13 protein-coding genes, 2 tRNA genes and 2 pseudogenes are annotated in these 11,149 nt (G+C 66.4%); 8 read left to right on the top strand and 9 right to left on the bottom strand.

Translation table 11 applies throughout. The features are described 5' to 3' along the window. Both GJ632_RS22185 and GJ632_RS14005 read left to right on the top strand, forming a co-directional pair. Positions 1-861 (top strand): DUF5995 family protein (locus GJ632_RS22185; protein WP_231751568.1); only part of this gene is annotated, 861 nt, incomplete at its 5' end. Between the two features lie 139 nt (positions 862-1,000). Next, on the top strand, positions 1,001-1,768 hold the full coding sequence (locus GJ632_RS14005; RefSeq protein WP_191453287.1) for a DUF502 domain-containing protein: 768 nt from the start codon (positions 1,001-1,003) through the stop codon (positions 1,766-1,768). 101 nt (positions 1,769-1,869) lie between these two features. On the opposite strand, the gene GJ632_RS14000 is transcribed toward GJ632_RS14005, so the two are convergent. The 5 genes from GJ632_RS14000 to GJ632_RS13980 all read right to left on the bottom strand — a co-directional run bounded on the left by GJ632_RS14000 (position 1,870) and on the right by GJ632_RS13980 (position 3,977). Beyond that, the gene (locus tag GJ632_RS14000) at positions 1,870-2,241 is read right to left on the bottom strand and encodes a DoxX family membrane protein (protein WP_191453288.1); all 372 of its coding nucleotides are present in this window, start codon (positions 2,239-2,241) and stop codon (positions 1,870-1,872) included. A 346-nt stretch (positions 2,242-2,587) separates the two neighbouring features. Continuing rightward, positions 2,588-2,797, bottom strand: coding sequence for a hypothetical protein (locus GJ632_RS13995; RefSeq protein ID WP_191453286.1), 210 nt, complete (start codon positions 2,795-2,797; stop codon positions 2,588-2,590). A 322-nt stretch (positions 2,798-3,119) separates the two neighbouring features. Beyond that, positions 3,120-3,193, bottom strand: a tRNA-Phe gene (locus GJ632_RS13990). 57 nt (positions 3,194-3,250) lie between these two features. Continuing rightward, entirely contained in the window at positions 3,251-3,754 is a 504-nt protein-coding gene (locus tag GJ632_RS13985; RefSeq protein ID WP_191453285.1) for a hypothetical protein, read from the bottom strand. A 150-nt stretch (positions 3,755-3,904) separates the two neighbouring features. Next, positions 3,905-3,977 (bottom strand) — tRNA-Val (locus tag GJ632_RS13980). Between the two features lie 86 nt (positions 3,978-4,063). On the opposite strand from GJ632_RS13980, the gene GJ632_RS13975 reads away from it, so the two are divergent. The 3 genes from GJ632_RS13975 to GJ632_RS13965 all read left to right on the top strand — a co-directional run bounded on the left by GJ632_RS13975 (position 4,064) and on the right by GJ632_RS13965 (position 6,914). Further along, entirely contained in the window at positions 4,064-4,564 is a 501-nt protein-coding gene (locus tag GJ632_RS13975) for a DUF192 domain-containing protein (protein ID WP_191453284.1), read from the top strand. A 38-nt stretch (positions 4,565-4,602) separates the two neighbouring features. Then, positions 4,603-4,878, top strand: a complete 276-nt coding sequence (locus tag GJ632_RS13970; RefSeq protein WP_089804672.1) for a hypothetical protein — start codon at positions 4,603-4,605, stop codon at positions 4,876-4,878. 92 nt (positions 4,879-4,970) lie between these two features. After that, positions 4,971-6,914 (top strand): ABC transporter ATP-binding protein, encoded by a 1,944-nt coding sequence (locus tag GJ632_RS13965; RefSeq protein ID WP_191453283.1) that lies wholly within the window; start codon positions 4,971-4,973, stop codon positions 6,912-6,914. 22 nt (positions 6,915-6,936) lie between these two features. On the opposite strand, the gene GJ632_RS13960 is transcribed toward GJ632_RS13965, so the two are convergent. Then, positions 6,937-7,236, bottom strand: coding sequence for a hypothetical protein (locus tag GJ632_RS13960; protein ID WP_191453282.1), 300 nt, complete (start codon positions 7,234-7,236; stop codon positions 6,937-6,939). A gap of 117 nt (positions 7,237-7,353) precedes the next feature. Between GJ632_RS13960 and GJ632_RS13955 the strand changes: the two are divergent. Next, a pseudogene (locus tag GJ632_RS13955) lies at positions 7,354-8,101 on the top strand (creatininase family protein). Positions 8,102-8,164: 63 nt separating this feature from the next. Here GJ632_RS13955 and GJ632_RS13950 read toward each other — a convergent pair. Beyond that, a pseudogene (locus GJ632_RS13950) lies at positions 8,165-8,679 on the bottom strand (DUF5790 family protein). Between the two features lie 85 nt (positions 8,680-8,764). Then, positions 8,765-9,109, bottom strand: a complete 345-nt coding sequence (locus tag GJ632_RS13945; RefSeq protein WP_191453281.1) for a dihydroneopterin aldolase family protein — start codon at positions 9,107-9,109, stop codon at positions 8,765-8,767. Between the two features lie 100 nt (positions 9,110-9,209). On the opposite strand from GJ632_RS13945, the gene azf reads away from it, so the two are divergent. Continuing rightward, positions 9,210-9,974 (top strand): NAD-dependent glucose-6-phosphate dehydrogenase, encoded by a 765-nt coding sequence (azf, locus tag GJ632_RS13940; protein WP_191453280.1) that lies wholly within the window; start codon positions 9,210-9,212, stop codon positions 9,972-9,974. A gap of 3 nt (positions 9,975-9,977) precedes the next feature. Here azf and GJ632_RS13935 read toward each other — a convergent pair whose 3' ends face one another. Then, the gene (locus tag GJ632_RS13935) at positions 9,978-10,598 is read right to left on the bottom strand and encodes a DUF309 domain-containing protein (protein WP_191453279.1); all 621 of its coding nucleotides are present in this window, start codon (positions 10,596-10,598) and stop codon (positions 9,978-9,980) included. Between the two features lie 169 nt (positions 10,599-10,767). Here GJ632_RS13935 and GJ632_RS13930 point away from each other — a divergent pair, with 169 nt between their 5' ends. Next, on the top strand, positions 10,768-10,986 hold the full coding sequence (locus tag GJ632_RS13930; protein WP_191453278.1) for a hypothetical protein: 219 nt from the start codon (positions 10,768-10,770) through the stop codon (positions 10,984-10,986). Positions 10,987-11,149: the final 163 nt, after the last annotated feature.

Raw genomic sequence — 11,149 nt, 5'->3', positions numbered from 1 at the left:
CCGAATCGCAGAGAGCGTCGCGTCCGACGCGACCCGTCGGCCGCCGGCCCCGGTACGTCGGCGACGCTCGACGCTCCGGGCGACGCCGACCGAACCCGTTCCGAGGGCGACCCCGAACTGCTGGCGCTGACCGCCGAACCGTACGCCGACGTGACCGACGCCCGCGACAGACTCCGGGCGCTTCAGGCCGCCTTCGAGGCGCGGGACGACCGCCGCGCCGTCTTCCTCTCGGTCTACTCGCGCATGACGGCCGCCGTCGCGGAGCGCATCCGCCGCGGTGAGTTCGCCGACCCCGCGTGGGTGAGCGACTACCTCGTCGTCTTCGCGAACCACTACCGCGAGGCTGTGTCCGACTACGAGTCCGGCGCGGTGGACCGACTGGCCGACGCGTGGCGAGTGGCGTTCGACGCCGCGGCGCGGGGCGACTCGCTCGTCCTCCAGGACACCGCGCTCGGCGTGAACGCGCACATCAACTACGACCTCGCCCTGACGCTCGCCGCCGTCGGCGTCGGCCCGAACCGCTCGGAGCGGTACGCGGACCACAGCGCCGTCACCGGCGTCATCCGGAACGTGCTCGACGAGACGCAGGACGCGCTGGCGGCGCGCGACGCGCCGGGCATCGAACGGCTCGACGACTCGCTCGGGTCGTTCGACGAGTGGCTCTGCGTGTTCACGGTCGACGAGTGTCGCGACAGCGCGTGGCGGACGGCGCTCGGACTCCGCTCTCGGTTCGCGCTCCGCCGCCGACTGGCCCGCTGGACCAACGACGTCACCGCGACCGGTGCCGCCCACCTCATCCTCGCCCCGCGCGCGAGCGAGCGCGTTCACGACTCCTTACGGACGCTCGAAGGAACCGGCTAACGCGCGGACGCGTCGGATTGGCGAATACGTTGATATGCCTGTAGCCTCTGTAGTCGATGACTGAATGTCTCGTTCAGACTCTCCTCGGGCAGCGAGGGAAGCCGGTGAATCTCTCTACGAAGGAACGCTGGACGTCCTGATGCGGGGCGTCGGGATAATCATCCCGTTCGTCGTCACGCTGTACATCCTCGACGTCGCACTCGAGTTCATCACCTCGGCGCTCCGTCCGGTGATTCGACTGCTTCGGTGGCTGGGCGTCATCGAACTGGTCGAGAGCGCCGGGTTCATCCGCTTTCTGATAGAGCTGAACGTCTACTCGGTCGTCATCGACTTCTTCACGGAACTCGTCGCCGTCGCCGTCCTCCTCGGCGTCGTCGTCGTCGTCGGCTCCGTCGGTCGGAACCGCCACGGCGAGCGCATCATCGACCTCGTGGACCTCGGAATCGCCTCCATCCCCGGTATCGGCACGGTGTACAAGAGCTTCCGCCGCATGGGCGACGTGATGCTCGACCAGGAGGCCGAGAACTTCCAGGAGATAAAGCTCGTTCAACTGCTCGGCGACGACGTGTACGCCATCGGGTTCGAGACGAGCAAGTCCCCCGAGACGGTGACGACGGCCACCGGACACGACGACATGGTGACGATGTTCATCCCGATGGCGCCCAACCCGGTGACCGGCGGCTTCCTCACCTACGTCCCCGAGAGCCAGGTGTACGACATCGACATGACCATCGAGGAGGGCGTCCGCAGTATCCTCACGAGCGGCGTCGCGACTGGGGAAGGAGCCAACCAGACGACCGAAATCGCCATGGGCGACCTGGAGAAGATAACCGACATCGAACGGCTGCAGGACGCCATCGCCCGCGACGAGGACGAGGACGGGGGCGGCGACTCGAAGTGGCGGTAGGTGCGCCCGACCCACGGACCTCCTCGGGCGGCGAGCGCACACCCGTCCGCGCGTCGTCTCCCGAACGGCCGTCGTCTCTCCAGACGACCGTCGCCGTCTGCTTACTCTCCCGCCCGCTCCGCGTCCGTGTACCACCACGCCCACGCGACGAGGACGGCCTGTAGCGGCAGACGGGCCCACAGCGCCGCGTCCGACGAGTTACGAAATCGCTCCGGGACGCCCTGTAGGTCGAGGTCGTCGCTGGCTGCCATGTGGACGTTCGCGGGGAACACCGCCACGAGCAGGGCGACGAGTCCCCACGCCGAGACCCGCCGCGTCCGCTCGAACATGACGCCGAGACCGAGACCGACCTCGGCGACCCCCGAGAGGTAGACGAGCGTCCGCGGCCGCGGGAACCCCGGCGGGACGACCTGTTCGTACACCTTCGGCGCGACGAAGTGGAGTACGCCGGCGACGACGTAGGTGAGCCCCATCACGTACCGGAGCGGGCGTTTCGAGCGACCGAGTGGACTGGTGCGAACCACGACTTCCGGTCGGGCGCGAAGCGGGGAAAATGTTGACCTCCGCGCTCGCTCCTCCCGTCTCGTGTCTCCAAGCCGACGTTCGATTCGATACTAGTCGTCTCGATACTCTTCGGCGCAGTGTCCACAAAACTCCAGGTTCCGACTCGCCGCTGTTGGAATCGTCGCTCGCGAGAGCGAGTCGGGGCCGTATCTGTCCTTACTTCGATTGACCGGGCACTGCTTGTCGGCGTGAAAGACCGGTGGGTTTCGATACGTGAAGAACCAGAACACCTCCGACTCTCGTATCCGTTCGGCCTTACCCATCGGCGTACTCCTCCGCGCACACCGGACAGAAGTGGATTGACCGATTCGCCTTCTTCGGAATCCGCGCCTCTCCCAGTACGTCCTTCGACAAACCGTTGTTCGTGATCTGCCTGCAATCTGGCGTCGAGTGGAACGTGACTTTCTCGCGCCACGTGGTGAACCAGAACCGTTCAGACTCGGGGAGGGATTCTGCATCACTCATACTCTGTCCAACTGTTCAGACGCTCTCACTTCACAGTTCCCCGGCATTTCTTCGCTGAAATCACTGAGAAAAAGAACGATCTGTGAGTGCCCGGGGAAGAGACATCGCACTCGCGGCTCTCGGCTTCGAACCTCACTCACAACTCAGACAGTTGCTCGTCAGGTCAGAATCCGCCCGCGTGTCACTTACAGAAGTGCCACCTCCCGGATTTGTCCCGAACGAAGACTCACTTCGTTCGTCTTCCCGGGTTCAGAATCCGCTCGGGAGCATTTTTACTGCTCACGACTCGGTCGCACCGCTCCCTCGTTAGTTCGCAGGAAAATGCCGCCTCCCGGATTTGAACCGGGGACAGCTCGATCTTCAGTCGAGTGCTCTCCCAGTCTGAGCTAAGGCGGCGCGTTTCGAGAGAGGCCGATGATTCAAAAAAGGGTTTCGATGTGGCGTCGCCGCGCCCTACGCCACTTTTCGTCGCTCGGTGAACGTCTCGGTACCCGAATCCCACGCCACCGTCGTGTTCGCCGTCACGTCGCCGCCGTTCGCCAGTACCGCGAGCGCGTCGAAGTAGCCGACCGTGACTCGCTTCGTCACCGTCGTCGACTCGCCGGGGCCGAGTTCGGCGACCGACTCGTTCCCGCGCCAGACGACCCGCTCGCCGGTCTTCAACCGCGTCTGAACGGTGACGTTCTCCGCGGTGGCGTTGCCGGTGTTCGTGGCGGTGATGGTGACGTCGCGGCAGGTGAACCCGCAGTCGGAGACGCGCTGTATCCGGAAGGCGAACTGCCGGTCGTCGGACCGATTCGCCGCCGAATCGGTCGCCGCCGAGGCGGGTGCGTGCTGTGCGGCCGAAGCTATCGTCGCGCCGTTCGCGGCGGGCGACCCCGCGGCGGCCGCCACCCCGGGACCGATTCCGGAGGCGACGACGAGGAGAACGACGCCGAGTGCGACCAGTCGGACCATTCGTCGGACACTTGCGCCGGCAGACGTGTGTGTCTATCGGCCCTCGGCGTCGAAACCCGTCAGCGAACCTGTTATTCGGCGTTTCGAGCTCTTTCGGCTCCCCTGCCTCCGGTCACCTCGCTGTTGCTCGTCGTCGCGTGTCGTCAGAAGTGGGCTCGGGCGGAGTCGAACCACCGATCTCTTCCTTGTAAGGGAAGCGTCATAACCACTAGACCACGAGCCCGCAAATCGAACGAATCCGCACACGCGGATAACGGTTTCCAATTGTCGCGGCGGAACCGTTAGGTCCGCGGCACTCGTGGCACCGATATGGCCGCTCTGCGGTACTCGCTCGGGTCCGTCGCACTCGCCGTCTTCGTCGTCGCGTCCGTGACTGCGCTGTTCGTCGCCTTCCACCCGACGGCGCTCCCCGGCGGCGGCGAGTACGACCGGACAACCGTCAACATCGCCTCCGAGGGCGAGGTAGTGACCGAAGTCGAGGTGCGCGTCGCCGACACGTACGAGAAGCGGTACACCGGCCTCAGCGACACCGAGTCGCTCGGACCGAACGAGGGGATGCTGTTCGTCCACGACGACGAGAGCCAGTACGCCTACGTCATGCGCGACATGGACTTCCCCCTCGACATCCTGTTCGTCGCCGAGAACGGCACCATCACGCGGATTCACCACGCCGAACTCGAACCGAACGCCTCCGAGGGCGGACTGACGCGCTACCGCGGCGTCGGCAAGTACGTGCTCGAAGTCCCCTACGGCTACACGAACGAGACGGGCGTCGAGGAGGGCGACACCGTCCGTATCGGCGACTACTGAAGCGAAACGACGAGGTACGAGGAGACGCGAGTGAACGTATGAGCGACGACGCGGACACCGCCGCACTCGCCGAACTCGACGGGTGGCGGACCGAGGGCTTCGCCGCCCGCGTCCACTACCGCGGCGCCGACGACCGGTACAGCATCGAGTACTACGCCCCCTCGGAGTGCGTCCTCTACTGGAAGGTGAAAGGCGACGGCGAGACTGCGGTCCCCGTCGGGCGCGACACGGTGCCGGGCCCCCTTCGGACGCGCATCCGCGAGGACCTCTCGGAGGCGGGCATCGACCCCGACGTGGAGTCGCGACATCTCTGAGGCGAGTCGGCCTCGGAACGGCGCTCTCGGGAGCCGGGGTATTCCGATTCGTAACGAACGCTTTTCTGTGACCGACGCTTGGAAGACGTGTAATGGTCGCTCCCGAAGACGAAGACGACCCCTTCGAGGACCAACGGGAGAACGTCGAGAACCCGATGCGGCGACTGTTCGCCGAGTACGGCCGCGACAACGCCTCCGCGTTCGTCGTCGGCCTCCTCTCCAGCGTCGTCGCCCGTCTCCTCGACCTGATGCCGCCCGTCCTCCTCACCCTCGCCGTGGACGCCATCTTCCTGAACGAACGGGCGTTCAGCATCTGGCTCGTCCCCGATTCGTGGCTCCCGGCGACGCGGACGGGCCAACTCTACCTGTCGACCGGTCTCATCGCGTTCGCCTTCTTCGGCGGCGCGGCGTTCCACTGGACGCGCAACTGGGGCTGGAACTCCTTCGCCCAGCACATCCAGCACGCCGTCCGAACCGACACGTACGATAAGATGCAGCGGCTCAACATGGACTTCTTCGCCGACAAACAGACCGGCGAGATGATGTCCATCCTCTCGAACGACGTCAACCGCCTCGAACGATTCCTCAACGACGGGATGAACTCCGCGTTCCGTCTGGCCGTGATGGTCGTCGGCATCGCCGCTATCCTCCTCTACTGGAACTGGCAACTCGCCGTCGTCACCCTCGTCGTCGTCCCCCTCATCGGCTACTTCACCTACCGGTTCATCCAGACCATCCAGCCGAAGTACGCCGACGTCCGCTCCTCCGTCGGCCGCGTCAACTCTCGACTGGAGAACAACCTCGGCGGCATCCAGGTCATCAAGACGTCCAACACCGAGTCGTTCGAGTCCGACCGCGTGGAGGACGTCTCGCAGGACTACTTCGACGCCAACTGGGACGCCATCGGCACGCGCATCAAGTTCTTCCCCGCCCTGCGCGTCATGGCCGGCGTCGGCTTCGTCCTCACGTTCCTCGTCGGCGGCGTCTGGGTGCTCACCTACCAGGCCACCAACTCAGCACCGCTGTTCTTCAGCGGGTCGCTCACTCCCGGTGAGTTCGTCGGCTTCATCCTCTTCACCCAGCGGTTCATCTGGCCGATGGCGCAGTTCGGGCAGATAATCAACATGTACCAGCGCGCCTACGCCTCCAGCGCGCGCATCTTCGGCCTCATGGACGAACCCTCGCGAATCAGGGAGGACCCCGACGCGGACGAACTCGTCGTCGAGGAGGGCGACGTCGTCTACGACGACGTGACGTTCGGCTACGACGAGGCCGAGACCATCGTCGAGGACGTCTCCTTCGAGGTGGCCGGCGGCGAGACGCTGGCGCTCGTCGGCCCGACGGGTGCCGGGAAGTCGACGGTTCTGAAGCTCTTACTCCGCATGTACGACGTGGACGAGGGAGCCATCGAGATAGACGGGACGGACGTCCGCGACGTGACCATCCCGAGTCTCCGGCAGGCCATCGGCTACGTGAGTCAGGACACGTTCATGTTCTACGGGACGGTCGCAGAGAACATCCGCTACGGCACGTTCGGCGCGACGCAACAGGAGGTGGTCGACGCCGCCAAGGCCGCCGAGGCGCACGGCTTCATCGAGAACCTCCCCGAGGGGTACGACACCGAAATCGGCGAACGCGGCGTGAAGCTCTCGGGCGGCCAGCGGCAACGCCTCTCCATCGCTCGCGCCATCCTGAAGGACCCCGAGATTCTCGTCCTCGACGAGGCCACCTCGGACGTGGACACCGAGACGGAGATGCTCATCCAGCGCTCCTTGGACCGACTCACGCGGGACCGAACGACGTTCAGCATCGCCCATCGACTCTCGACCATCAAGGACGCCGACCAGATAATCGTCCTCGAGGACGGCCGCATCGTCGAACGCGGCGGCCACGACGAACTTCTCCGCGAGGACGGCCTCTACGCGCACCTCTGGGGCGTGCAAGCGGGCGAGATAGACGAGTTACCGGAAGAGTTCGTCGAACGCGCGAGTCGCCGCGCCTCGCGGACGACCGTGGACTCCGCCGACGACGACTAGTCGAGAAGAGAAGCGGTCCGCCTCAGAACGACTCGGTCTCTTCGTCGGGGGCCGTCCCCGCGCCGCGGTCGCTGTGGCCCTCGTCCGTCGCTTCGCTGCCGACCATCATCATCACCGTCTCGTACACCTCCTCTGCCGACTCGAACTCGTCGACGCCGACGCCTTCGAGGACGTCGTCGAGGGACTCCTCGCCGTCGTTGTACTCGACGGTCTCCTCGCCGAACTCCTCGCGCAGTTCCTCGGGCGTCGCCGGGTAGTCGTAGTTCTCTAGCTCGTCCTCTACGTCGCCGAAGTCGACGCCTTGGCTTCGTTCGTCGCTCATGGACCTGCACGTTCTGCCGCCCACCTGAATGGTCTTTGGGCCACCGGCGACCCGTTCGACTCGCCCCGCGGCCGGGCCGTCCGTCGCTTACAAGCGACTCCGTCGTCCATACGGGGTATGCGACTCACAGAGGCGACGTGGACGGACGTATCGGACCTCGCCGCGGAGACGAACCTCGCCTTCCTCCCCGTCGGCAGCACCGAGCAACACGGCCCGCACGCGCCCCTCGGAACGGACGCGTTCACCGCCGAGGCCGTCGCCGAGGCCGGCGCGGAGGCGTACGACGGGGAGGTACTCGTCGCGCCGACGCTCTCGGTGGGCGTCGCCGCCGAACACCGGCAGTTTCCGGGGACGCTGTGGCTCTCGCCCGACACCTTCCGCGACGCGGTCCGCGAGACGGTCGGGAGTCTCGCTTCCCACGGCTTCGACCGCGTCGTCGTCGTCAACGGCCACGGCGGGAACGTCGACGCCCTCCGGGAGGTCACCGGGACGATAACGCGCGAGGACGACGCCTACGCCGTCGCCTTCACGTGGTTCGAGGCGGTCGGCGAGCACTCCTCGAAGATGGGGCACGGCGGGACGCTGGAGACGGCGTTGCTCCGGCGCGTCGCCCCCCGAGACGGTGCGCGAGGACCGAATCGAGGCGGCGCGGGACGGCGGAGCGGAGCGCTGGGGCGACTGGGTCTCCGGCGTCAACCTCGCGCACGACTCCGCGGAGTTCACGGAGAACGGCGTCGTCGGCGACCCCGCGGCGGGGGACGAGGAACTGGGCGAAGAACTGCTGGAACTGGCGTCGGCGTCGCTGGCGCGACTGACGGCGGCCGTCGCGGACCGCGACGTGTCGCGGCCCGAACGGCGCGAGTGACTCGGGAGTCGGCCCTACGTCGTGTGCCGCCGGTGTCGCTCTGTCGGGTCTCGTCCGCGCCGCTCAGTCGTCCGCCTCGGCTTCGTCTGCGGCGTCGTCGGCGTCCGCCTCGGCCTCGCTGTCGTCTGTCTCGGCCTCTTCCTCGGCGTCGTCCGCGTCGGCGTCGTCTTCCGCGCTCTCGGCGGCGTCGGCGGCCTCCTGCAACTGGCTGCGCAGTTGCGGCATCGTGCTCGTGAGTTCGCCGACGAGTTCGCTCGCGTCGTCGACCGTCTCGAGCAGTTCCGCGGCGGACGCTATCTCGGCCTCCAAGTCGTCGGCGTCGTCGAACGCGTCGGCGCGCTGACCGACGACGAACGTCTTCTTTGCCTGTCGCAGGTGCTCCTCGGCGTCGCCGACGTCGAGCGACGACCGAAGCCCGTTGAGGACGCGAGGACGTTGTCGGCCTCGGCCTCCCACACGTCGTCGGCGTCCGGTAGCGACGCCCGGGCGGCGTCGAGGTGTTCTTCGACCTCCGCGCGCATCTCCGCAGCAGCCTCTCCGAACAGGTCGTCATCAGCGAGTGTGCTCTGGCTACTCATACCGGTGGCTTCGGCGCGAGATGGTTTAAATACACGCCCGAAAGTGAAAGTGAAATCGCGGTCGCGGAGCGGTCTCCGGAGCGATTTACTCGTCGACCGAGACCAGTTTCATCAGGGGGTAGCCGTCCTCCATCTCCATCTTCGTTCGGACCGCCGTCCCCTCGTACCGCACGTCTATCTCGACGTCGAGGAACCGCCCGGTCAGTTCCGTGTAGTCGGCCGTCGAGTCGGCGATTTCGGCTTCGAGCGCCTCCCGGCGGACGGTCACGCGCACCGCCTCGCAGTGCGGTTGGTTCTCGATGGACTCCTCCATCGCCCGGGCGAGGCTGTCGGCGCTGTCGGGGCTGACGGGCGTCCCCGCGAACTGGTGGTAGAGCGACCCGAACTTGATTCCCGCCTCGAAACAGGCGTTCTCGGCGTCGGTGGGCATGGCTGTGCCTCCGGCGGAGCGGTGATAGGCGTGTCGTCTCGTGACGAACGCAGACGCGAATCGGACGTTTCTTAGCCATCCTTCGCGCAGTGTCGACCGAATGGACGAACCGGTTCTGTTGACTGGGGCGGGCGGGCGTGTCGGGCAGGCCATCCTCCGGCACAGCGGCGACCGGTTCGAGTGGCGACTGCTCGACCGAGAACCGCTCGGCGCGGAGAAGCGTCCCGACGGCGTGGGGGAAGACGACGTCTACATCACCGACATCACCGACGAGGAGGCCGTCGAAGCGGCGATGGACGGCGTCTACGCCGTCATCCACCTCGCGGGCGACCCGCGACCCGAGGCGCCGTGGGACAGCGTCCTCCGGAACAACATCGACGGCACGCACAGCATCTTCCAGGCGGCCGTCGACGCGGGCGTCGAGAAGTTCGCGTTCGCCTCCTCGAACCACGCCGTCGGCGCGTACGAGACGCCCGACCGGAAGCCCGACCTGTACCGTCCGGAAGACGAGTTCCGACTCGACGGCGACGAACTCCCCCGTCCGAGCAACCTGTACGGCGTGAGCAAGGCGACGGGCGAGGTGCTGGGTCGCTACTACCACGACCACCACGGCATCTCCGTCGTCAACGTCCGCATCGGCAACCTCACCGAGGGACACCCGCCCATCGACTACGAACGCGGACAGGCGATGTGGCTCTCCTATCGAGACTGCGCGCATCTGTTCGAGCGCTGCGTCGTCGCCGACTACGACTACGAAATCGTCTACGGCATCTCGGACAACGACCGCAAGTACTACTCCATCAACCGCGCGCGAGAGGTGCTCGGGTACGACCCCGTGGACAACTCCGCGGAGTTCGAGGACTGAAGGCTACTCGAACAGCCCCGAGACGTCCGCTTCTCTCCCGCGTCGACGGCCGACGTGTTCGCCGAGTCGCTGGTAGACGAGTCCGCGTCGCTCTCGGCCGCCGACGAACTCGAACAGGAGGGCGACGAACCGCGTCGTCGACTCCCCCGATTCGACCTCTTCGCGCGCGTACCTCGCCGCGTCGGCTAGCACGCTCTCGTCGAACGCCTCGTAGTCCTCGGCGACGACTGCCGCCGCGTCGGCGACTTCCTCGACCGACAGGTCCGCGGCGCGGACGACGCTGCCGTTCACCCGCAACGGAACCGGCGGCGCCCGTTCGCCGAACTCCGGGTCGGCCGCCAGACGCCCGAGGTAGCCCCGAACGCCACCGACGTTCACCGCCCGGTAGTCGGACGCTACCTCGTCGAGGTAGGCGCCGGCGCTGGTCGCCAGCCCCTGCGCACCGCTCCAGTTTCGGTTCCCCACGTGGTACACCGCCGCCGTGTACTGGATGAGTCCGTGGAGCAGTCGCTCGTCGGCCGTCCCCTCGTCCAGCGACAACCACTCGTCCTCCCACGCGTCGTGCGCGGCGTGGTGGTCGCCCGCGTTGAACACCGCCGCGCCGACACGAAGGCTCCGCTCCATGTGTTCACGACGGGCGTCCGGGAGTAAATACCCTGCCAGTCCCGTCGGTGACGCTCCCGAATCGGTCTCCGTCCGGTGTTTCGATGGTTATACTTATGTTCTCTCGACTGCTATGTGGCACGTTAACACATGAATGCTCTCCACGTCCGACCGGCTCGGGTGGTGTCAGATGAGCCGAGTGCGTCCTTCGGCCTGCATCAGTTGCGGAGACAGCTACCAGTTCACGAATAAGTACAAGGGAAACTACTGTCTCGACTGCCACGACGACTGGTCGTCGCGGCGGCCCGAGCAGTCGCGTCCGCGGCCGATACCGCCGCGCGCGACGCCGTCCGTCCGTCGTATCGAGGACGAGGAGACCGACCCGCCGTCTCGGTACGACCGGGAGTGACGGGGCTTCACTCCTCGTGTCGAGTCGGCCGCCGAGACTCGCTGTCGCTCGTCGCGTAGCGCCGGGAAACTGGAGCGTCCTGACGGAGTCCCAGACGATGAGTCTGGGGCAGGTCAGGTCGCGAACGGAACGAAGTGAAGTGAGCGTCCTGACGGAGATTTGA

It is taken from the genome of Halogeometricum sp. CBA1124 (assembly GCF_009741955.1).
GTDB lineage: Archaea > Halobacteriota > Halobacteria > Halobacteriales > Haloferacaceae > Halogeometricum > Halogeometricum rufum.
This window is presented reverse-complemented; position numbering and strand designations above follow the sequence as displayed.

Bases quoted from the DNA above. Each gene is read 5' to 3' on its own strand.
- GJ632_RS13930 (WP_191453278.1), top strand. From the start codon at position 10,768: ATGAGCCGAGTGCGTCCTTCGGCCTGCATCAGTTGCGGAGACAGCTAC.
- GJ632_RS13945 (WP_191453281.1), bottom strand. From the start codon at position 9,109: ATGCCCACCGACGCCGAGAACGCCTGTTTCGAGGCGGGAATCAAGTTC.
- GJ632_RS13965 (WP_191453283.1), top strand. From the start codon at position 4,971: ATGGTCGCTCCCGAAGACGAAGACGACCCCTTCGAGGACCAACGGGAG.
- GJ632_RS13970 (WP_089804672.1), top strand. From the start codon at position 4,603: ATGAGCGACGACGCGGACACCGCCGCACTCGCCGAACTCGACGGGTGG.
- GJ632_RS13935 (WP_191453279.1), bottom strand. From the start codon at position 10,598: ATGGAGCGGAGCCTTCGTGTCGGCGCGGCGGTGTTCAACGCGGGCGAC.
- azf (WP_191453280.1), top strand. From the start codon at position 9,210: ATGGACGAACCGGTTCTGTTGACTGGGGCGGGCGGGCGTGTCGGGCAG.
- GJ632_RS13960 (WP_191453282.1), bottom strand. From the start codon at position 7,236: ATGAGCGACGAACGAAGCCAAGGCGTCGACTTCGGCGACGTAGAGGAC.
- GJ632_RS13985 (WP_191453285.1), bottom strand. From the start codon at position 3,754: ATGGTCCGACTGGTCGCACTCGGCGTCGTTCTCCTCGTCGTCGCCTCC.
- GJ632_RS14005 (WP_191453287.1), top strand. From the start codon at position 1,001: ATGCGGGGCGTCGGGATAATCATCCCGTTCGTCGTCACGCTGTACATC.
- GJ632_RS13995 (WP_191453286.1), bottom strand. From the start codon at position 2,797: ATGAGTGATGCAGAATCCCTCCCCGAGTCTGAACGGTTCTGGTTCACC.
- GJ632_RS13975 (WP_191453284.1), top strand. From the start codon at position 4,064: ATGGCCGCTCTGCGGTACTCGCTCGGGTCCGTCGCACTCGCCGTCTTC.
- GJ632_RS14000 (WP_191453288.1), bottom strand. From the start codon at position 2,241: ATGGGGCTCACCTACGTCGTCGCCGGCGTACTCCACTTCGTCGCGCCG.